The 24,613-nt window shown below is 37.9% G+C and carries 14 protein-coding genes; all 14 read left to right on the top strand.

Annotated elements, in window-relative coordinates; all coding sequences use genetic code 11:
- The first annotated feature begins 11 nt into the window (after positions 1-11).
- On the top strand, positions 12-1,469 hold the full coding sequence (gene nrfD / locus PQO00_RS06255) for an NrfD/PsrC family molybdoenzyme membrane anchor subunit (protein WP_274183973.1): 1,458 nt from the start codon (positions 12-14) through the stop codon (positions 1,467-1,469).
- Positions 1,470-1,473: 4 nt separating this feature from the next.
- The gene (locus PQO00_RS06250; RefSeq protein WP_274183972.1) at positions 1,474-2,004 is read left to right on the top strand and encodes a DUF3341 domain-containing protein; all 531 of its coding nucleotides are present in this window, start codon (positions 1,474-1,476) and stop codon (positions 2,002-2,004) included.
- A 7-nt stretch (positions 2,005-2,011) separates the two neighbouring features.
- On the top strand, positions 2,012-2,563 hold the full coding sequence (locus PQO00_RS06245) for a cytochrome c (RefSeq protein ID WP_274183971.1): 552 nt from the start codon (positions 2,012-2,014) through the stop codon (positions 2,561-2,563).
- A gap of 22 nt (positions 2,564-2,585) precedes the next feature.
- The gene (locus PQO00_RS06240; RefSeq protein ID WP_274183970.1) at positions 2,586-3,947 is read left to right on the top strand and encodes a quinol:cytochrome C oxidoreductase; all 1,362 of its coding nucleotides are present in this window, start codon (positions 2,586-2,588) and stop codon (positions 3,945-3,947) included.
- A gap of 30 nt (positions 3,948-3,977) precedes the next feature.
- Positions 3,978-5,045: a cytochrome c oxidase subunit II gene (locus tag PQO00_RS06235; protein ID WP_274183969.1), complete on the top strand. Its 1,068-nt coding sequence runs from the start codon at positions 3,978-3,980 to the stop codon at positions 5,043-5,045.
- 28 nt (positions 5,046-5,073) lie between these two features.
- Entirely contained in the window at positions 5,074-6,867 is a 1,794-nt protein-coding gene (locus tag PQO00_RS06230) for a cbb3-type cytochrome c oxidase subunit I (protein WP_274183968.1), read from the top strand.
- Between the two features lie 352 nt (positions 6,868-7,219).
- Positions 7,220-11,920, top strand: coding sequence for a gliding motility-associated C-terminal domain-containing protein (locus tag PQO00_RS06225; protein WP_274183967.1), 4,701 nt, complete (start codon positions 7,220-7,222; stop codon positions 11,918-11,920).
- A gap of 118 nt (positions 11,921-12,038) precedes the next feature.
- Positions 12,039-12,995: a type IX secretion system membrane protein PorP/SprF gene (locus PQO00_RS06220; RefSeq protein WP_274183966.1), complete on the top strand. Its 957-nt coding sequence runs from the start codon at positions 12,039-12,041 to the stop codon at positions 12,993-12,995.
- An 18-nt stretch (positions 12,996-13,013) separates the two neighbouring features.
- Entirely contained in the window at positions 13,014-14,900 is a 1,887-nt protein-coding gene (locus tag PQO00_RS06215) for an OmpA family protein (protein ID WP_274183965.1), read from the top strand.
- A 235-nt stretch (positions 14,901-15,135) separates the two neighbouring features.
- Positions 15,136-19,338, top strand: a complete 4,203-nt coding sequence (locus PQO00_RS06210; protein WP_274183964.1) for a Calx-beta domain-containing protein — start codon at positions 15,136-15,138, stop codon at positions 19,336-19,338.
- Between the two features lie 441 nt (positions 19,339-19,779).
- Positions 19,780-20,802, top strand: coding sequence for a Holliday junction branch migration DNA helicase RuvB (gene ruvB / locus PQO00_RS06205; RefSeq protein ID WP_274183963.1), 1,023 nt, complete (start codon positions 19,780-19,782; stop codon positions 20,800-20,802).
- Positions 20,803-20,932: 130 nt separating this feature from the next.
- On the top strand, positions 20,933-22,276 hold the full coding sequence (locus PQO00_RS06200; protein ID WP_274183962.1) for a cytochrome P450: 1,344 nt from the start codon (positions 20,933-20,935) through the stop codon (positions 22,274-22,276).
- A gap of 351 nt (positions 22,277-22,627) precedes the next feature.
- Positions 22,628-23,554 carry a tRNA epoxyqueuosine(34) reductase QueG gene (gene queG, locus PQO00_RS06195; RefSeq protein ID WP_274183961.1) on the top strand — a complete coding sequence of 309 codons (927 nt, stop codon included), beginning with the start codon at positions 22,628-22,630 and terminating at the stop codon, positions 23,552-23,554.
- A 92-nt stretch (positions 23,555-23,646) separates the two neighbouring features.
- Entirely contained in the window at positions 23,647-24,342 is a 696-nt protein-coding gene (locus PQO00_RS06190) for a hypothetical protein (RefSeq protein WP_274183960.1), read from the top strand.
- Positions 24,343-24,613: the final 271 nt, after the last annotated feature.

Below are 24,613 nucleotides of genomic sequence, written 5' to 3'. Positions count from 1 at the left end.
ATTATATAATTATGGCGTCTCATTACGAAGCACCTATTAGAAGACCTTTAGTTACAGGCGAAAAATCATATCACGATGTTACTATCGATGTGGCAAAACCTGTAGAAGGAAAAGCAAATAAACAATGGTGGATAGTTTTTGGTATTTCACTTGCCGCTTTTCTTTGGGGAATTGGATGTATTATTTATACCATATCAACAGGTATTGGAACTTGGGGTTTAAACAAGACCGTAGGTTGGGCCTGGGATATTACTAACTTCGTTTGGTGGGTTGGTATTGGTCACGCAGGAACACTTATCTCTGCCGTTCTGTTATTATTCCGTCAAAAGTGGAGAATGGCCATTAACCGTTCTGCGGAAGCCATGACCATTTTCTCTGTTGTTCAGGCAGGATTGTTCCCAATTATTCACATGGGGCGTCCTTGGTTGGGATATTGGGTATTGCCCATACCAAATCAATTTGGTTCGCTATGGGTAAACTTTAATTCACCATTACTTTGGGATGTATTTGCAATATCTACCTATTTATCGGTATCATTAGTGTTCTGGTGGACAGGATTATTACCGGATTTCGCGATGCTTAGAGACAGAGCTATCAAACCTTTTCAAAAGAAGATATACGCCTTATTAAGTTTCGGATGGTCTGGTCGTGCTAAAGATTGGCAACGTTTTGAAGAAGTATCTTTAGTACTTGCAGGTTTAGCGACACCATTGGTACTTTCTGTACATACCATTGTATCATTTGACTTCGCAACATCGGTAATCCCAGGTTGGCATACCACCATTTTCCCGCCTTACTTTGTTGCTGGAGCGGTATTCTCGGGATTTGCTATGGTAAACACACTGCTTATTATCATGAGAAAAGTGTGTAACCTTGAAGATTATATTACAGTACAGCACATCGAATTAATGAACATAGTCATCATGATTACAGGTTCTATAGTAGGTGTGGCATATATCACAGAGTTATTTATTGCATGGTATTCTGGTGTAGAATACGAACAATATGCATTCTTAAACAGAGCAACAGGCCCTTATTGGTGGGCGTATTGGGCAATGATGACTTGTAATGTATTCTCTCCGCAATTCATGTGGTTCAAGAAATTAAGAACAAGTATTATGTTTTCCTTCTTTATCTCTATTGTGGTAAACATAGGGATGTGGTTTGAGCGTTTTGTAATTATTGTAACATCATTACACAGAGATTACTTGCCATCATCATGGACCATGTTCTCACCAACATTTGTAGATATAGGCATCTTTGTTGGAACTATTGGATTCTTCTTTGTATTGTTCTTATTATACTCAAGAACATTTCCTGTCATAGCACAAGCAGAGGTTAAAACAATTTTAAAATCTTCTGGAGAGCGTTACAAAAAAATTAGGGAAAGAGGAGATAGTTTAGTAGGAACTGGTGTTGATCCAAGAACATCTGGAGATAATAATAAAGAAACAAAAAACGAAGAGTAGCATTATGGAAGCTTCAAAAGTAATTCACGCTATTTATACCGATGATGATGTATTAATGTCAGCTGTTAAAAAGGTCAAGGCAGAAAAACATCACATTGAAGAGATATATACACCATTCCCAGTTCACGGACTAGACAAAGCCATGGGATTAGCACCTACGCGTATCGCTATTACAGCATTTATGTATGGTTTGGTTGGTTTAACAGTAGCCATCACCATGATGAATTTCATTATGATTGAAGATTGGCCTCAGAACATTGGGGGCAAACCAAGTTTTAGCTATATAGAAAACATGCCGGCGTTTGTGCCAATTATGTTTGAGTTAACAGTATTTTTTGCTGCACACTTAATGGTAATAACGTTTTACTTACGTAGTAGAATGTGGCCTTTTAAAAATGCTGAAAACCCAGATCCAAGAACTACAGATGATCATTTCTTAATGGAAATAGCAGTTCATGGAAATGAGAAAGCCCTAGAAAGTTTACTAGCAGAAACTGGAGCAGTCGAAATTAATTTAATTGATAAAGCGCATTAAGAAAAAGATGAAAAGCTTAATTAAAATATTAGTAGTAGCAGTCGTATTTGTAGCAGTATCCTGTAAAAAGGATTCAGCTCCAAACTATCAATTTATGCCTAATATGTACGAGTCTGCAGGTTACGAAACGTATGGAGAAGCAGCGTTTCCAGATGGTGTAGAAGCACAGGTACCTGTTGAAGGCACCATACCAAGAGGGTATGTGCCTTTTGATATTGAAAATTCTACCGAAGGTTATCTGTTGGCTAAAGAGACACTGGTAAGCACTTTAGATTCTACTCAAGTAGATTTAGAGAGAGGAAAAGCATTATACGATATCTACTGTGGCATTTGTCATGGCAATAAAGGTAATGGGCAGGGAAAGCTTGTAAAACGTGAGAAAATACTTGGTATCCCAAGTTATGATGATGCAGGAAGAGCCATCACAGAAGGAAGTATTTACCATACCATTTATTATGGTAAAAATGCGATGGGTTCTTATGCAAACCAATTGAACGAAGAAGAACGTTGGCAAGTAGTAGCGTACGTGTTGAAGTTAAAATCAGATTTAGAAAAGTAAGATTGATAAGATTATTATAGATATGTATACATTTTCAAATAAATTAAAGACATTTTCTTTCATACTAATGATACTAGGTGCATTAGGTGTTGGATATGGTTTTTTGACATCTCATAAATCTTTAGATGAAGTAAAAACGATGCTCGCTGAAGAAGCCTCCCATCATGGAGGTGGTCATGAAGCAACACATGATGTAGCTCCAGCTAGTCACGATACACATGCTAATGCCCCTTCTCATGGAGAAGAAGCACAAGATAGTGCGCACCATGGTGATGCCCATGCTAAGCACGTACAACACCAAATTCATAACAGACCGTGGTCTGCATTATATGTAGCAGCATTTTTCTTTATGATGATTGCTTTAGGAATATTAGCATTTTATGCGATCCAAATTGCATCACAGGCAGGTTGGTCCCCAGTACTTTTTAGAGTGATGGAGGGTATGACGGCTTATTTATTACCAGGAGCCTTGGTTGTCTTAGCAATTGCTGTTTTAGCAGGAGATCATTTATTCGTATGGATGAATCCGGACATGATTAACCCTGAAAGCGAACATTTCGATAAATTGGTAGCTGGTAAGTCTGGTTGGTTAAATAAAACGGGCTTTATTATCCGTGGTTTGATTTTTATTGCAGGATGGGCTTTATACCGTCACTTTTCACGTAAATTTTCAATTGCTCAAGATACAGCAGAAGATAAGAGTAATTTCAAAAAATTATTCCGTATCACAGCAGGATTTTTGGTATTCTTTATTTACACAGAATCCATGATGTCTTGGGATTGGATTATGAGTGTAGACCCTCACTGGTTCTCAACATTGTTTGGATGGTATGTATTTGCAAGTATGTTTGTAAGTGGCATAACAGTATTGGCTTTAATTACAATATACTTAAAATCTAAGGGACAATTAGAGTTTGTAAACGAAAATCATTTACATGATGTTGCTAAGTTTATGTTTGCGTTCAGTATTTTCTGGACGTATTTATGGTTCTCACAATTTATGCTTATTTGGTACTCAAACATACCAGAAGAAGTTACTTATTTCGTAACACGTTTCAATGATTACAAATTACCATTTTTGGGGATGGTAGTTATGAACTTTGTATTTCCAATACTCATGTTAATGAATGCCGATTACAAACGTATTCCTTGGTTTGTTGTTATGGCAGGATTGGTCATATTAGCAGGACATTACATTGATATTTTCAATATGATTATGCCAGCTACTGTAGGAGATAGATGGTTTATAGGAATTCCAGAAATAAGTTCCATATTATTATTTGCAGGGTTATTCATATTTGTAGTGTTTACTGCTTTAACCAAAGCACCATTACTTGTTAAAGGATACCCTTTTAGAAAAGAAAGTGAAGAATTTCATTATTAATTAAGATATAAATAAAGACGAACGATAACAATGACTGCTTTATTAACAATTATAGTTTTAGTATTTATTTTAGTAGCCATTTGGCAAATGGTAAAGATTTTTGATTTAGCACAGGCTAAAAACGAAAATTCTCAAGTTGCTACAGACAAGGATAACACCATGAATGCATATTTAATGATGGGCTTTTTGGCTTTCATTTATATCATTACTATTGTATGCTTTGTAAAATGGGGCGATTTGCCATTAATGTCGAATTCGGCTTCTGCGCACGGTCCTACTATCGATAATTTGATGATTATCTCTATGGTAATTATCTTTATAGTACAGACCATTACACAGTTCTTATTGCACTATTTTGCTTATAAATACAAAGGCGAAAAAGGAAAAAAGGCTTTATTCTTTGCAGATAATAATAAATTAGAGGCTATTTGGACAATTATTCCAGTAATTGTCTTAGCAGGTTTAATTATTTACGGATTAAATACCTGGATTAATATCATGGGTGTTGATGAGAGTGATGATCCTTTGGTCATAGAGTTATATGCACAGCAGTTTAACTGGAAAGCTAGATACAGTGGTGCAGATAATACTTTAGGAAAGGCGAATGTACGTTTAATTGATATTGACCGTGCTAACATCCTAGGTTTAGATGAGGCAGACCCTAACGCACAAGACGATGTCATTACTACAGAGCTACATTTACCAGTTGGAAAGCCCGTATTATTTAAGATGCGTTCTCAAGACGTATTACACTCGGCATATATGCCTCATTTTAGAGCACAAATGAACTGTGTACCTGGCATGATCACACAATTTGGTTTTACGCCAACAGTAACAACTGCTGATATGCGGGAAACAGCTCAAATAAAAGAAAAGGTTAAAAGAATTAACGACATTAGAGTAGAGAAGAGCAAACCCCTATTAGAAAAAGGAGAAGATCCTTTAGAGCCTTATGATTTTGATTATTTATTATTATGTAATAAAATTTGTGGGAAGTCTCACTACAATATGCAAATGAAGATTGTTGTAGAAACTCAAGAAGAATATGATGCTTGGATTAAAGAGCAGAAAGCATTCAAAAACTCTCTAATTAACTAATTTAAAAAGATAAAAACGATATAAGATTATGTCAGCACACGCAGATACTCACGCACACGACGACGACCACGGACATCATCATAAAGAAACGTTTGTAACTAAATATATATTTAGTCAAGACCATAAAATGATTGCTAAACAGTATCTAATAACAGGTACTATTATGGGCGTTATAGGTGTATTAATGTCTATGATGTTTCGTATGCAAATTGCATGGCCAGAAGAACCAAACGTATTGTTTGAAGCATTGTTGGGCAAATGGGCTCCAGATGGTGTTATGGATGCAGATATTTATTTGGCATTAGTGACTATACATGGTACCATTATGGTATTCTTTGTATTAACGGCTGGTTTAAGTGGTACGTTTAGTAACCTATTAATTCCATTGCAAATTGGTGCAAGGGATATGGCATCTGGGTTTTTAAATATGGTTTCATATTGGTTATTTTTCTTGTCGAGTGTTATCATGGTAATCTCTTTATTTGTTGAAGCTGGACCAGCAGCAGCAGGTTGGACTATTTATCCGCCATTAAGTGCTTTACCAATGGCTCAGGGAGGTTCTGGTATGGGCATGACATTATGGTTGGTATCTATGGCAATATTTATCGCATCGTCATTATTGGGGTCCCTTAATTATATTGTTACCGTCATTAACTTGCGTACAAAAGGGATGTCTATGACAAGACTTCCATTAACCATTTGGGCATTTTTTATTACTGCTGTTATTGGTGTCATTTCATTCCCGGTATTATTATCGGCAGCCTTATTATTAATAATGGATAGAAGCTTTGGAACATCCTTCTTCTTGTCAGATATATTTATTCAAGGTGAAGTATTGCATTATCAAGGAGGCTCACCTGTATTATTCGAACACTTATTTTGGTTCTTAGGACATCCAGAGGTATATATCGTTATATTGCCAGCGATGGGTCTGGTATCCGAAATTATGGCATCCAATTCACGAAAACCAATTTTTGGTTACCGTGCGATGATTGCCTCTATATTGGCAATTGCATTCCTGTCCACAATTGTATGGGGTCACCATATGTTTATATCGGGAATGAATCCATTTTTAGGATCCGTATTTACATTTACAACATTATTAATTGCGATACCATCGGCGGTAAAAGCCTTTAACTGGATTACGACACTCTGGAAAGGGAACTTACAAATGAATCCCGCTATGTTATTTTCAATTGGTTTCGTATCGACATTTATAACAGGAGGTTTAACAGGAATCATTCTAGGAGATAGTGCTTTAGATATTAATGTCCATGATACTTATTTCGTAGTAGCTCACTTCCACTTAGTAATGGGTATATCCGCACTGTATGGTATGTTTGCAGGGATTTATCACTGGTATCCTAAAATGTTTGGAAAAATGCTAAATAAAAATTTGGGCTACATTCACTTTTGGATCACTGCGGTTTGTGCTTATGGCGTATTTTTCCCGATGCACTTTATAGGTATGGCAGGATTGCCACGTCGTTATTATACAAATAGTAACTTCCCTTTATTTGATGACTTAGCAAATGTTAACGTTATTATTACCATATTTGCTTTAATAGGTGGAGTGGTGCAGATTATTTATTTATATAACTTCTTTAGTAGTATTTTCTTCGGAAAGAAAGCCACACAAAATCCATGGAAATCTACAACATTGGAATGGACTACACCTGTTGAGCATATGCATGGAAACTGGCCAGGAGACATTCCACACGTACACCGTTGGGCTTATGATTATAGTAAGCCTGGACATGATGTAGATTTTGTTCCTCAAAATATTCCTTTAAAAGACGGAGAAGAAGAACTACAGCACTAGTAGTTTAGTCAATACTATCTTAACAAAAAGTCAAAGCCTTTCTAATTTAGAAAGGCTTTGACTTTTTATGCTTCGCCTTTTTTCTGATTTTTTATACAAGTTTTTTCTTACAAAATATTCTTATAAATGGATTACCAATCCTTAAGAACTGTCATAAAACCCTCTCAAACCTCGCTTACATGCTTGTTTTATCGATAAAATGCAAAATAATTTTAAAAACATCGATGAAATACAAATAAATCCGTTAAATTGCGTGATGAATAAATTTGTGGAAAACTTTGCTTCAAAATTATTGGAAAAGTTCAACGCATTTATTCTAAGTTAATTAAGATAAGAATTTAAATTTTCGATTATGAAAAGAACATTACTATCTATAAATGTATTAAAAAATACATGTTATATGTTACTGCTATTATGTACTTCATTGTCAGTTTTCGCGCAATGTCCTACCATAGCAGATCCAAATCCACCACCTATTTGTGACGCATCTGAATTTACTTTTAACGATTTAAATGCTTATGCAACAGATGGGGGTAATGGAATAGTATGGTATAACGCTCTAACCGGAGGGGCTCCTTTCGACCCTAATGAATGGGTTGTAGAAGGAACGTATTATGCCGATGATAATTCTGGTACTTGTGGAGCCAGGGAATCCATAGTAGTGGATTTTACAGTAGACCCTACAGGTTTGAATTTTGATCGTGTTTATTGTAGTAATGAAAATGCAACCGTACAATCCTATATAGATGATGTTTTACAATCAAGTATCCCACCTTCAGGTAGTGTGGAAGTTTATTATAGATTCGATCTAGTTAACCAGGTAAACCCAGCCACTGTTTTTCCTAATGGACAAACAAATTTATCCATAGTGTTTATGGATAATGGGGGGTGTAAGAGCCAATTTGAGAATACCAGAGTAGGCGTATTTGCTTCACCTCAGAATCCAACACCAGCAAATCCACAAAACTTTTGTTCGAATACAAGTACTACAATAGCAGACTTAGACACAGGTACAGTGGCAACTAATTTTAGATGGTACGATAATGTTGATGGTTCGGGGGCCCCAATAGGGATATCATTACCATCAACAACACCATTGGTGGATGGCAACACATACTATATTCAAATAGATGATGGATCGTGTACAAGTAACGCTATACCAGTAACGGTAAATATTGATGACCCCGTAGATGCAGGGTCATCAGGAACTTTGCAATATTGTGAAGATAACATCCCAGTAGCAGATTTCGATTTGTTTGACGAATTGGTAGGCTTTCCACAAACTACTGGTAACTGGACGGGGCCTTTACCTACTACTAATGGTCATTTAGGAACGGTAAATATCTCAACTCTAATTGCCGGAACACATGTGTTTACTTATACAATTTCAGGCGGGGGCACCTGTCCGGATGGTATTTCAACCGTAGCGATTACAATTTACGAACCATTATCTTCAGGAACACCATCTCTGGCAAACCCAGCAACATTTTGTGAATCGGGCTTACCATCAAATTTTGATTTGACAACCTTGTTGGAAAATCATGACCCTAATGGGCAATGGACTCAAGGAACTTTAAGTTCAGACCCTCCAGTGACATCACCAATAGATTTAACAACAGGTGCTTATACAGCAGGAACATATAACTTTACATATACGCAAAATCGTCTAACCCCTTGTCTAGAAGAATCTACAACAGTGCAAGTTGTCGTACTGGCAGATCCCCATGCAGGGACAGCTATCAATGCTTTAATTTGTGAGAATGAATTAGCAGCAAATTCCCCATATAATCTGTTCGACGCTTTAGATGGGTCTCAAGATCATAATGGAGGTACCTGGACAGATGCTACAAATGCGCCAGTAACAAATTCCATAGATGTTACCGGGTTTACTGTTGCAGGAAGCCCTTATACTTTTAATTATACAATAGATAACGGTGCTTGTTCAGATACAGAGTCCATAACAATAACAGTTGAACCTGCTCCAGAATCTGGGACCCCCGTAGCGACTTTTCCAGAATTTTGCGAAGGGACAGCGCCTGCAGTATATGATTTATTTGATTTGCTGGATAATGAAGACCAAACAGGAACTTGGTATTTAGGAGTCGATAATACAGGAGCTACAGCAACGAATCCTACAGATTTATCTGGGCTGACGGCTGGAACTTATGACTTCACATTCGATGTAGACGCCATTGGAAGTTGTGATGATGTATTAGTAACAGTTCAGGTCACTATAAACCCACTACCCAATACAGGCACACCAACACCAGCAATATATTGTGAAAATGATTTAGGAGCGACGCCAACTTCTTTAAATTTATTTGATCAGCTTACAGGTGAAACTGGAGGAGGCACCTGGACGGATGATGATACTACAGGAGCATTAACGGGTAGCAATCTCGATTTAACAGCGTTAGTAATAGGTTCATATAATTTCACATATACTATTACAGATGCCAGTACATGTACAAATAGTTCAATAGTAACCGTTACAATTAACGATGCTCCAGAATCTGGAACACCCATAGCAACTTTTCCAGAATTTTGTGAAGGAGATATACAGACAGTAAATTTGTTTGATTTATTAACAGATGAAGATCAAACAGGAACATGGAATGATGATGATACCTCAGGTGCGTTATCAGGAAACGAGGTTGCAATTGGTAGTCTTACATCTGGAACCTATGATTTTACATTCGATGTTGATGCGATTGGAAGCTGTGATGATGCCAATGTTACTGTATCGATTATAATAAACCCATTGCCGAATACAGGCACACCAACACCAACAATATATTGTGAAAATGATTTAGGAGCGACGCCAACTTCTTTAAATTTATTTGATCAGCTTACAGGTGAAACTGGAGGAGGCACCTGGACGGATGATGATACTACAGGAGCATTAACGGGTAGCAATCTCGATTTAACTGCGCTAGCAATAGGTTCATATAATTTCACATATACTATTACAGATGCCAGTACATGTACAAATAGTTCAATAGTAACCGTTACAATTAATGATGCTCCAGAATCTGGAACACCCATTGCACCTATGCCAGAGTTTTGTGTTGTAGATATCACAGCGGCACAAACAGTAGATTTATTCGATTTGTTAACAGGAGAAGATCAAACTGGGATCTGGAATGATGATGACGCTTCAGGGGTATTATCGGTAAACGAGGTAACCATAGACGGTCTTGCCCCAGGAACTTATAATTTTACTTATGATGTAACCAGTATTGGAAGCTGTGATGATGTAGATGTCACAGTCTCAATTACTATAAACGATACAGCTGCTCCAACAGCAAGCACAGTTCAGGAATTTTGCGATATGGCTACGGTCGGAGACCTATCGGTGATATCGGGAACTACCATACAATGGTACGAAGATGCAACAGGCGGCACTCCCTTAGCTGGAACAATAGGTTTGGTAGATGGAGAAAATTATTTTGCAACAGATATGGATGCAGCTACTGGTTGCGAATCTTCAACAAGAACCGAAGTAACGGTAACAATTCACCAATCACCCCATGCAGGAATGGCTATCAACCCAGGAATTTCTGAATGTAATAATACCACGATAAATCTTTTTGATGGGTTAGATGGCACTCAAGATAGTGGTGGAACTTGGTATGAAGGCACGGACAATACAGGAACAGTAGTGGCTAGCCCAACAGCATATGATGTCACAGGATTTAGTGCCAATAATTATCAATTTACATATTATGTAATAGCTTCTGCACCATGTGTAGATGATAGCACCACCATAACAGTGACTATTGATGAACCATTAAATGCAGGAACAGATAATACTTTAGATGTTTGTAGTACAGATGCTACAACCGATTTGTTTACGCTTTTAGGAGCTGCAGACCCAGGAGGGGTCTGGTCGCCAGCACTAGCAAGTGGTACCGGTATTTTCGATCCTTCGGTTGATGCAAGTGGTACCTATACTTATACGCATAACAATGCTTGTGGAACTTCAAGTAGCCAAGTGGATGTTGCTGTAACGCAAGCCCCCAATGCCGGAGCCGATAATTCAGCTTTAATTTGTATGATTGATGGTCCCACAGATTTATTTACATTTTTGGGAGGAGCGGATACAGGAGGTACATGGTCACCGGCATTAGCCAGTGGTACAGGGGTTTTTGATCCTTTAGTAGATCCTCAAGGCGTTTATAGATATACCGTGACAGCAAACGCACCTTGTGCAACAGATGCAAGCGCAGATATCACGGTTACTATTAGTGATAGCCCACCACCAGTTGTCAATAGCCCAAATCCGGAATTTTGTCTGGTCGATAATCCCACAGTAGCAAATTTAGATGCGACCTTAACAGCGACAGGAACCATTACCTGGTATGAAGACGCTGCTTTAACAGCACCACTAAATGCCACGGATACATTAATAGATGGGGAAGATTATTACGCCACCCAAACAGGGAGCTCTGGTTGTGAATCTTCAGCAAATGCTCAAGTTAATGTGACCGTTAATGATACACCAACACCAACATTGGACGATCCAGCAGCGGAGTACTGCATCAATGATGATCCAACAATTAATGACCTGTCATTAAATATTACAGAATATAGCGCATCAACAAATAATATCCTTTGGTACGATGCTGCAATAAATGGTTCTGTTATTTCGGAAAGTGCCATTTTAAATCATAACGTTACTTATTATGCTGCCTTAGTAGATGCTACTACGGGTTGTGAAAGTAGTGTTCGCTTAGCAATAACTACAGATTTAACAGCCTGTGGTAAATTGATCATTCCAGATGGATTTTCACCAAATGGTGATGGTACAAATGACACGTTTGATATAGATCATTTAGGCGTGCTATATCCAAATTTCTCAATAGAAATATTTAATCGTTACGGTAACATTGTTTATAAAGGGCATAATAATGCGCCAAGATTTGATGGTACATCCAATCAATCCAGAACTATTGGAAGTGGAGATTTACCAGTAGGCGTCTATTTTTATATTTTCTATTTCAATGATGGAGAAAATAAACCAGAACAAGGACGCTTATACTTAAGCAGATAATTTATAGATAAAGCAAAATTTAAAAACAATGAAACATCCATTACTAATATTAGTAAACTTCAAAGGATTATTAAAATGGATGCTACATGTGACCTTAAAAATAAAATAGAATATACACATGAAACATTTAAATAGATATCATAAAATAGCTGCTTTGTTAAGTTTGACGCTCTTGTCATTTCAAAGTTTTGCACAACAAGACCCCCAATTTACACAGTATATGTATAATATGAGTGTCATTAATCCAGCTTATGCAACAGCAGAGGAAGCCATTTTAAATTTAGGAGGTTTGTATAGAACACAATGGGTTGGTGTTGAAGGGGCACCAAAAACAGGAACTTTTTTCGCTCACACCCCCATCAATGAGAAAATAGAAGTGGGTATTTCGTTTACAAATGATAATATAGGAGATGTCGTGAGTGAAAATAACATTTATGTAGACTTTGCTTATATATTGCCAGTAGGGCTTGAAGCAAAATTATCCCTTGGTATCAAAGCAGGGTTCACGTTATTTGATGTGAACTTTGATGGCTTCAATCTTCAGTCTGGTAACGTAACAACAGATGTGGCATTTAATGAAAACGTGCATAAAACATTTCCAAATCTAGGGATTGGAGCATTTTATTTTACCGATAACTACTACATTGGTTTATCTGCTCCAAATCTGTTAACAACAAAACATTTAGAAACAGAAGGCGGTGTAAAATCTACAGGTGTTGAGGACATTCACTATTTTTTAACAGGAGGTTATGTTTTTAATATTAATAGGGGTTTAAAATTTAAACCTGCATTTATGGCAAAATCAGTTAGAGGAGCCCCTTTGGCTATAGATGTAACAGCAAATGTGTTATTTAATGACAGATTAGAAGCAGGATTAGGGTATCGATTAGATGATGCCATAAGTGGGTTGGCAAGTTTTAGGATAACCCCAGAATTAAAAATTGGGTACGCTTACGATTTTACGACCACGAAATTAGGTGATTTCAATTCAGGATCCCATGAAATATTTATTTTATTTGATATTGATTTATTCGGACTTAAAGGCGGATACGATCGCTCACCTAGATTCTTCTAACCAAAAATGATTACAATTATGAACAAACAGATATACATACTTGCGAGCCTTTTATTAGTTAGTGGAATAGCATTAGCACAAAAAGGAAATATAAAAAGAGCTCATAAGCTTTTCGAAATGAGAGCCTATGTTGAAGCTGCCGAAATTTATGAAAAGAAAGAACGTACTCAGGAAGTGCTTCAAAATTTGGCAGACAGTTATTATTACAACGCTAGTTTGCAAAAAGCAATAAAAACCTATCGTGAGCTATTCATAACCTATGGTGATTCTATAGATGTTGAATTACATTTTAGATATGCTCAGGCTTTAAAAGGTGTTAAAAACTATAAAGAAGCCGATTTGCATTTAAGCAGATATTACAATCGCAAAATAAATACCCCTGCTTTTATTGATGCTCTAAACAAAATAACGCCACATACATTTAAACTAAAACAAATGGAGAGTGCCAATTCAAATAGTGATTTTGGATTAGCGTTCTATGGAGCCAATAAAGTGGCTTTTGCTTCATCAAGAAATAGTGATAACCCAGCTTACTCATGGAATAATTTGCCCTATTTGGATTTGTATAAAGCCACTATGGTCAATGATGGAACAATAAAAAATATTACGCCTTTTTCAGATGAGATAAATACAGATTCCCATGAAAGTAATGCGACATTTAGTAGCGATGCCAAAACCATGTATTTTAATAGAACCAGTAAAACACGAACCAAAATAGATAATGAACGAATTGCCCATATTAAAATTTTTAAAGCGGAGTTGGTAGATAGTATATGGACCAATGTTACAGAGTTACCATTCAATTCAAACACATATAGCACAGAGCATCCTGCCTTAAGTAAAGATGGGAAAACACTTTATTTTGCTAGCGATATGCCAGGGACTATAGGTGGATTCGATATTTACAAAGTCGCTATAAACGATGATGGCACTTATGGAGCTCCAGAAAACTTAGGGGATAAAGTAAATACAAAGCACCGCGAACAATTTCCTTACATAAGTGATAGAGGTGTATTATACTTCTCGTCGGATGGGCATCAGGGGTATGGCGGTTTAGATGTGTTTAGAAGCGAAATTGTAAATGGCAGTTTTGGCAAGCCCGTAAACTTAGGTGGTTCCATAAATAGTAGTTTAGACGATTTCGCATATACCGTAAGAGAAGAGAATAATAAAGGCTATGTGTCTTCGAATAGAAGTGGTTATGATAGACTCTATGCTTTTACAAGGGAAGAAAATATTTTAACCAAGTATTTAGTAGAAGGTATTGTACAAGATAAAAATACCAAAGAATTATTGTCAGGTTCTTTGGTCACATTATTTGATGAAACAGGTACTGCGATTCAAGATTCTATAATAGGCGAAAAAGCAGAATACCTGTTTAAGATAGCACCTAATAAAAAGTATAAAATTCGTGGAACACGAAAAGCATACATTCCGCAGGATGTTGAATTCTCAACAGATAGTAAAGGTAAAATATACCATAATATCTATTTAACTTTAGAGTCTTATGCAGATGCGGAAGAACATGTTGAGGAAAACGAAAAAGGAGATGTTCAAGTTCAATTAGATAAAATCTATTTTAATTTCGATAAATCCAATATTCGTGAAGATGCCGCAGTAACTTTGAATGTGCTTGTCGATCTGCTAAACAAGTATCCTGATATGGCGATTGAAATAGCCGCACATACAGATGCAAGAGGGTCAGATCAATATAACTTAAATTTATCTAAAAGCCGGGCAGCTTCTACTTTAGAATATTTAGTAAGCCAAGGCATTGATAGAAACCGATTAAAAAGTATCGGATACGGCGAAATGCAACCACTTAACGAATGCGTTAAAGAAGGTATTTGTAGTGATGAGGAATACGATATTAACAGACGCTGTGAATTTACTATTATAAATTAACCGATGAACTATTTATAACTAGCCATAATTTTAACCAAATTATTTGCTAAAGCCTTTCCGATTCGGAAAGGCTTTTTTATGCTAAAAATAATTGACAATACATATAAATAATCGTTTAAAATCAAAAAAACACGATATAATGTTGTTTTAGATTTTATTTTGTTTTATATTCATACAAAATTTATTTAAAAAGTATTACATAATAATAATTAACTAACCTTACATATTGTATCTCATGAAAAAAATTACTTTAGTACTTCATTCAAGTTATAAACTGAAACAAGGAAAGATTAAAAATCTTTTTTCTCTTTTGCTAATTATGATGTGTTTTCAAGTGTTTCCCCAAGATTTTTATAAATTTGGAGTTCTTGGGGCAGATGATTCTGGAAGCGTTGGATTTAAATCCATTTCTACAACATCAATATTAGAAGGTAGCAACCAAACAACTAATGTTACTGGTAGTGTGGTAGGGTCAGAATTATTTTCTACAAATATTACCCCAGGAGCAACTGCGGTATTTACAGTTAAGGCAGATGGAACAAATGCTGTATCTTTTGATGTGGATGATTTGACTATTTTTAACTACCTATCGTCAATAAATGGACCATCTATTTATACAACGAATACTCAAATAGTCTTTAAAAATGCTTCTGGTACGACGATTAGAACAATGACATTAAGTGCAAATAAATCCTTATCTGAAAATAATTCGGGTGTTTCAATAGGTACTTTTTTTGATAATAATAATACGTTACCTGTTACTGGAGTTTCAGAAATTGAGTTCACGGTGAACCCTTTAATAGACCTGCCAGATGCATTTACCTTAAAAGGAATAACTATTAGCAATGTAGTAGCAGGAACTGTGCCTACAGGATCTGCAACAATCGATTTTAACAACACAGGAGTAACAAATAATCGAACACTTGGAAAAACAGTTTCATTGGGTCCACTAAGCCTTTCGATAAACTCTGTGGCATCCGACGATTTTATTTCTTTCAGGGAAACCTCGGGGGCTGGAGGTACAGGGGCACTTTATGACAACAATGCCGATATTGGTGGAATAACAAAATGGACTATTAAACGTCACGGAGGAGATGAATTTGCTGTTTCAAGTATTTATATACAAGATTCTGGTGTTGGAGCTAGTACTACGGGGACATTAAAGGCCTATAAAGATGGTGCTCAGGTAGGAGCAACTGTTAATATTACTTTTGATGGGAATCAGGTATTATCTGGTAATACAGATTTTCAGGATATAGACGAATTATGGATTGAAGCAGCAGATTTAAATGTTTTTATTGACGATATAATATATTCGATACCATCAACTTCTCAAAATCTGCAATTTACCAGTGATGCAGGTGCAGCTTGGAACGATGGTATAGCTGAAGATGGAGAAGGTGGATCATCAGATATTTCGGGCATAACGATCGAAATATATAATGTTGATGAATCCTTTGATAATATAGGTGTTCTAGAGTGGTACTCAGATGGAGATTTGGGAACTTTGGATGGTTTTTCTGGACTTACTACTTTTTCTGCTCCGCCATTTAACGATACTTGGAAAGGGCAAATTGTAAAATCTTCTTCTGGGGATGAGTTTCAGATAAATGGGTTTGAATGGTATGACTGGGGGAACAATAATTCACAAGCTATGTCTGTAATAGGCTTGAGGGATGGTTCTCAAGTAGCTAGTACCACATTTACAGGAAACCCAGATGCCAACAGTGTGTCGGTATCTTTAAATTCGGATTTTGATTATGTTGATGAGGTGAGAATTATTACGACCTCTGGTCTAACATATCCAAGTATAAATAATATAGCTATCCAAGATGGTATACCACCACCACTTTCACCACCAGCAGTAACCACCAATGCGGCTATTTCAATTATAGCCACAGGAGCAACACTTAACGGTGATGTCACCTCAGATGGCGGAGCGGTTGTAACAGAAAGAGGCTTTGTATACGCACTGACCTCGGATGATGCCACGCCAACAGTGGCAGAAGCAGGAGGGGCCAATGTAACCAAGGTAGTCGTCTCTGGTACAACGGGAAGTTTCGGCCAGGCAATTTCGAGTTTGCTCGCCTCTAGTAACTATAGCTTTTCGGCATACGCCATAAATAGCGAAGGAACAACAGAAGGAACCGTAGAGACATTTACAACGTTAAACCCCACGGTAGCTTTTACCTCCACGAGCTCATCGGGAGCGGAAAGCGTGGGCAGTGCAGATTTAGAAGTCTCGTTAAGCACAATAAGCGGAAGTGATGTCTCCGTAGATTATGTAGTAACGGGAACAGCAGCAGCAGGAGGAACAGATTATACGCTGGCAGATGGCTCATTGACCATATCGGCTGGAGATGGTAATAATGACATAACCATAGCCAGTATAGTCCCAGATGCTATTCTGGAAGCCAACGAAACAGTGATCGTAACAATTTTAAACCCCACCAATGCCACCTTGGGAACGAATCTGGTACATACTTATACCATTAATGACGACGATAGCGCGATGGTGACCATAGCCAACGTGAGCGGCAACGAGAACGACGGGGCCATCACGGTGACAGCCACTTTGGACAATGCGGTACAGGGCGGTTTCACGGTTGACGTGAGCACGAGTGACGGTACGGCGACCACTAGCGATAGCGACTACACGGCCGTGACGGGCCAGACCCTGACCTTTACGGGAAGTGCCAGCGAGACGCAGACCTTTACGGTGACCCCAACGGGGGACACCAAACTGGAGGCGAACGAGACCTTGACGGTAAGCCAGTCCAACCTGGCGGCTACTGTCCTGGCGGTGAACATCACGGACGGCGCCACGGTGACCATCAACAACGACGACAGCGCGTCGGTAACGATCGCGGATGTGAGCGGCAACGAGAACGACGGTGCTATCACGGTGACGGCCACTTTGGACAATGCGGTACAGGGCGGTTTCATGGTAGACGTGAGCACGAGTGACGGTACTGCGACTACGGGCGACAGCGATTATTCGGCCGTGGCGGGCCAGACCCTGACCTTTACGGGAACGGCCAGCGAGACGCAGACCTTTACGGTGACCCCAACGGGAGACACCAAACTGGAGGCGAACGAGACCTTGACGGTAAGCCAGTCCAATCTGGTGGCTACTGTCCTGACGGTGAACATCACGGACGGCGCCACGGTGACCATTGATAATGACGACAGCGCGTCGGTAACGATCGCGGACGTGAGCGGCAACGAGAACGACGGTGCTATCACGGTGACGGCCACTTTGGATAATGCGGTACAGGGGGGCTTTACGGTGGACGTAAGCACCTCGGACGGCATGGCAACCACGGGCGACAGCGATTATTCGGCCGTGACGGACCAGACTCTGACCTTTACGGGAACGGCCAACGAGACGCAGACCTTTACGGTGACCCCAACAGGAGATACCAAACTGGAGGCGAACGAGACCTTGACGGTAAGCCAGTCCAATCTGGCGGCTAGTGCCCTGACGGTGAACATCACGGACGGCGCCACGGTGACCATCGACAACGATGACAGCGCCACGGTAACGATCGCGGATGTGAGCGGCAACGAGAACGACGGGGCCATCACGGTGACGGCCACTTTGGACAATGCGGTACAGGGCGGTTTCACTGTGGACGTAAGTACCTCGGACGGCACGGCGACCACTAGCGATAGTGACTACACGGCCGTGACGGGCCAGACCCTGACCTTTACGGGCAGTGCCAGCGAGACGCAGACCTTTACGGTGACCCCGACGGGGGACACAAAACTGGAGGCAAACGAGACCTTGACGGTAAGCCAGTCCAATCTGGCATCGACCACACTGTCGGTGAACATTACGGACGGTGCGACGGTGACCATCGATAACGATGACTTCACGGCAACAGTTCTTACAGACGATGCCAGTAATATATTATCGACATCGGCGACCTTGGGAGGCAATGTTACGGACGAGGGTAGTACCAGCGTAACAGAGCGTGGAATCGTTTACGCCCTGACAGCAGACGACAACGACCCGGAGATCGGAGATGCCAATACTATAAAATTACAGATAGGAACGGGCGGGGGCATCTTTGGCCAGTCTGTTACAGGACTAAACGATAATTCTGGGTATTCATATAGAACCTATGCCATCAATAGCTCGGGAACAACTTACGGTACCGTAAAAACGTTTACTACTGCTACCTTGGGCCTTGAGGGTGCACCGTTGAAAGATTTGATAAGCCTATATCCAAACCCGGTAGAAGAGAACTTGCATATCAAAACAGATAACGTAGAAATAGAACAAGTGGCATTGTTCGATGTTTTGGGAAAACTTGTTAAGGATATTGAGCTGAAAAACCAAACAGTTGATTTATCTAGTATTGATCCTGGGGTGTACCTTGTAAGGATTAAAGCAGGGGGTGGAATATTGGTAAAAAGAATAATCAAGAAATAAAAGATGAATAGGGGGAGCAAATAAATTATTTTAAATCAAGTTATTTGCTAAAGCCTTTCCGATTCGGAAAGGCTTTTTGATTATATTTGCTTGTATTGCCTTTTTGCTATACCAGTTCTGATTTAAAATAACTCAAATAAAGCACAACGATTTTTTATAAAAGCGAAAAAGAAAATGAAAGCATAACCATGCTGAATGTCATATAAATTAAGGTTGTAATGTTAGTCTGAATACAGTTGAATACCTATTGGAATTCTAGTTTTTATTTACATTTTGACTGTACTCAATGTGACAAAAAAGGAGCAAATTTTAGAAAGTAATGCTAAGTTAGAAACAATATTATCCCTGCATATGTGCTGAACTTGTTTCAGTAAAGGCAGGAATTCATGCTGTCAAGACCATTTAAATAATAAAAAAATCCAGCCATCGCAGGAAGTTGTTATGAACGAAAACCTAGATCCATCCAACGAAAATATCTCTCCAGAAGAATTAGATGTAGAAAAAAAATTAAGGCCACTGGCCTTTGACGATTTTACGGGTCAGGATCAGGTTTTGGAAAACCTTCAAATATTTGTTCAAGCAGCGAATTTAAGAACCGAAGCTTTAGACCATACGCTGTTTCATGGGCCTCCAGGCCTGGGAAAAACAACTTTGGCCCATATTTTAGCAAACGAATTAAATGTAGGTATAAAAGTAACATCGGGACCCGTTTTGGATAAACCGGGAGACTTGGCGGGCTTACTAACTAATTTAGAGGAACGTGATGTGTTATTTATTGACGAAATTCATCGATTAAGCCCCATCGTAGAAGAGTATTTATATTCTGCTATGGAAGATTACAAGATTGATATCATGATCGAGTCTGGACCTAATGCGCGGTCCGTGCAAATTAATTTAAACCCGTTTACCTTAGTTGGTGCTACAACCCGATCTGGATTATTAACCTCACCAATGCGCGCCCGTTTTGGTATCCAAAGTAGGTTGCAGTATTATAAAACAGATTTACTAACCACCATCATACAGAGAAGTGCAGATATTTTGAATATGCCAATATCTATGGAAGCAGCCATAGAGATTGCAGGGAGAAGCAGAGGAACCCCAAGAATAGCAAATGCCTTATTGCGACGTGTTCGGGATTTTGCTCAAATAAAGGGCAATGGAACTATCGATATTGAAATTGCGAAGTTTGCATTAGAAGCCTTAAATGTAGATGCACATGGATTGGACGAAATGGACAACAAAATTCTATCTACCATCATAGATAAATTTAAAGGAGGTCCTGTTGGTATTACAACTATAGCTACTGCGGTTAGTGAAAGTCCGGAAACCATAGAAGAAGTTTATGAGCCCTTTTTAATTCAGCAAGGATTTATTATGCGTACACCTCGTGGACGGGAAGTTACCGAGCAGGCTTATAAACATTTGGGTAGAATAAAAGGAGATATCCAAGGCGGGTTGTTTTAACACTAGTGGCATTCTGAAACGGCCCCTTGAACCTAGTCATTGAGCGAAGTCGTGGTCACTGAGCGAAGTCGAAGTGAGGGCAAGAACCCACAAAAAGAACTTAAACAGATTGTTCAGTCATTCGTGTAAAATGAAGTACAAATACCCAAATAAAGTCCCCTTTTATAAATTCTTAATAAAATCGGCCACTATAGCAAAAAACCCCATTCCATTTCATAATAAATGGTTTAATGAATTGGGGGATACCTTTGCTGTCAAGTCTCCTTTTTATGGGCACATCGTTTTAACACGAGATGCTGCTATTGCGAAGCACATGCTACAAAAAAACCATAAAATTTATCATAAATCTAAAATTCAAACAACCTATTTGTCTAAATATGTTGGGTATGGATTATTAACATCAAGTGGAGATTATTGGTTGAAGCAACGTCGATTAATCCAACCGGCATTTCATAAAGAGAAAATTCAAAACCTTGTTGAGATTATTAATAAAGCTATTAATGAACAAGTCAATGAGATTAATACTGAGGGATTTGTAGAGTTATATCCAATAATGAATGAGCTGGCATTCGAAGTAGTTGCTAAATCATTATTTGACTTTACGGCAGAAAAAGAAACCTTAAAGAGGTTGCGGTTTATCATTGAAAAACTACAATTGTTTATTGTTAAAGAACTAAGAATGCCATATAAAAAGATATGGTATGCCCTATCGGGCGAGATGGCATACCATATGAGATTGGTAAAAGAAAGTCGGAACATCATTAATACGATCATAGTCCAAAGACGTGCGTCTCGTGATGAGCACGACGACCTTCTGGATATGTTGCTCTCTGCAAAATATGAAGATGGGACAACCATGACCAATGAGCAATTAATTGATGAAATATTAATTTTGTTTGTAGCAGGCCATGAAACAACTGCTAATGCTTTAACATTTACATTAAAGTTATTGGCTAAAAATAAAGGCATTTTAACAAAAGTTGAAGCTGAGATTAAAGAAACCAGTGCCAAAGGCTTAACATCTTTACAAGAGATTTCCCAACTTAATTATACGAAGTGTTGCATTGAGGAAAGTCTTCGCTTGTACCCTCCAGCTTGGATAACAGATCGCGTTAACATTGAAGACGATAAAATAGATGATTATGTATTAAAAAAAGGAACCATTATAGGCGCGTCCATTTATGAATTACATAGAAACGAAAACTATTGGGAGAACCCGGAAGTATTCAAGCCATCTCGTTTTTTTGAAGAAAACAGAAAAAAAATAATGCCCTATTATATGCCCTTTGGAGCAGGGCCAAGATTGTGTATAGGGAATAATTTTGCTATGTATGAAATGATTTTAGCTGTGAACGCGATATTGAAAAAGTTTGATTTATTTACAGATAATAATATTATAAAAATAAATCCTTTAATAACTTTAAAACCTGTTGATGTTAAAATGAGGTTTGTTTTAAAAAAAAGTGAGAATTAAACAAGCACTTCGACTGCCTGCCCGTCCGGCAGGCGGGCGCTCAGTGTGACAAAATAGTTTCATTTTCATTTTTAATATCAACCATCATGTCAGGCAGGAGCGTAGTCGAAGCCTCAAGAAGTATAATCGTAATGTCAGGCTGAGCGGAGTCGAAGCCTCAAGAAGATTTCATCCATAATGTCAGGCTGAGCGCAGTCCTAAAGTTGTTAATCTTTAATAAATCATTTCAACTTTAGTTCATCTTGAATATAGAAAGGCATCATGTAACACCATAGAATTCATTTATATTTACAGCTTTAAAATAGAAGCTGGGCATAAATGTCGAATGGGTAATAGAAGCCCAATAAAACAATGAATTTAAAATCAAAACATACTAACCTCATAAAAACTGAAGCAAAACGCCTCGGGTTTTTGTCTTGTGGTATTAGTAAAGCCCAGTTTTTAGAAGAAGAAGCGCCACGATTGGAAAACTGGTTGAACAAGAATATGCATGGGCAAATGCAATACATGGAAAACCATTTTGATAAACGCTTAGACCCAACAAAATTGGTAGAAGGTTCTAAAAGTGTGATCTCTCTATTATTGAATTACTATCCATCAGAATTTCAACAAGATGATACCGCTCCAAAAATTAGCAAATATGCTTACGGAACAGACTATCATTTTATAATAAAAGATAAGCTCAAATCACTTTTAAACTTTATTCAAGAAGAAATTGGAGAAGTACATGGACGTGCTTTTGTAGATTCGGCCCCCGTTTTAGATAAAGCCTGGGCTGCAAAAAGTGGATTGGGTTGGATTGGGAAGCATAGCAATTTATTAACCCAACAAGTAGGCTCTTTTTATTTTATTGCGGAATTGATTATCGATTTGGATTTAGAATACGATTTACCCACAACAGACCATTGTGGCACATGTACTGCATGTATTGATGCTTGTCCAACACAAGCAATAACAGAACCATATGTTGTAGACGGCAGTAAATGTATTTCCTATTTCACCATAGAATTAAAAGAAAATATTCCAACAGAATTTAAAGGGCAATTTGACGATTGGATGTTTGGTTGCGATGTTTGTCAAGATGTTTGTCCGTGGAATCGATTCTCAAAACCACATAACGAACCTCTTTTTAACCCACATCCAGAGTTATTATCCATGTCCAGAAAAGATTGGGAGGAGATTACACAAGAAACATTTAGTAAGGTGTTTAAAAAATCTGCAGTTAAGCGCACTAAGTATTCGGGCTTAAAAAGAAATATAGAATTTTTAAAAAGTTGAACCATCATTTATAGATGAGGCTTTTATTTTTTCTAACCTTTATTTAAAACGGGATTAGTATATTTATTGCCGCTAAAAAAAGAATCAATATTATGAAAACGAAATTTTTAATAGTTATTTTTATTTGTCTTGCACAAGTTGTTATTTCTCAAAATTGTGAAGCTATTTCGCCTTATGCGGAGGGGATGCATTTAGAATATACCAATTACAATAAAAAGGGAAAAATTAAATCTGTAGATAATTATGTTGTAACATCGGTCACTACAAAAAACGGAGAACTTATTATAGAGATTGAGTCTACTCAAAAGAGTAATAAAAATAAAGAAGGTGTAGCAAGGAAAGATATACTTAAATGTGTAGATGGTAATTTTTATGTGGATATGGCTGGTTATTTAGCACATCAAAATGACGATCAAAAAAGCAGCTTACAAGTTAAAGCAGAAGGAGATTTTGTGGAGTTTCCAGATAATTTAACAGCGGGTTTAGATTTAAAAGATGCCACCATAGAATTGAAAATAGGGAGTGATGATAGTGCATCGGCTGCTTCTTTTGCAGATATGAAGGTTTATAATCGAAAAGTCATCCAAAACACCTCATACAAAAATCAGGCTGGAGAATTTGATGCCTATAAAATGACCTTCGATTACATTTTTACCCTAGGTTTTATAAAAATGAGAGGTTCTGGTGTAGAGTGGTACGTAAAAGGTATTGGTATTATAAAAACAGAAAGTTATAATAAAAAAGGAAAATTACGTTGGACACGTGAACTCACCAAAATGACCAAATAAACGGCTCTACAATATCAGTTTTATTTGAAAAGGAACGCCTCAATTAGCTACTAGGGAATTACAAGCATTTTGATTTCTATCACCAAAGTATAAACCTATACTCAACTCCCTTCTTGCAGGTAAAGTAGAGGTTGGGTGTAATACCAAATAAACTTCAAAATAACTGGTTAAAACCGTTTAGCTCACTATCTTTATTTTTATAAAAGGAGTTCATGAATCTTCGATTACTATTACCATTAAATTTCAATAAAAAACATAACCATAACTAGGC

The organism is Flavivirga sp. 57AJ16 (assembly GCF_028736925.1).
Taxonomy (GTDB): Bacteria; Bacteroidota; Bacteroidia; order Flavobacteriales; family Flavobacteriaceae; genus Flavivirga.
This window is presented reverse-complemented; position numbering and strand designations above follow the sequence as displayed.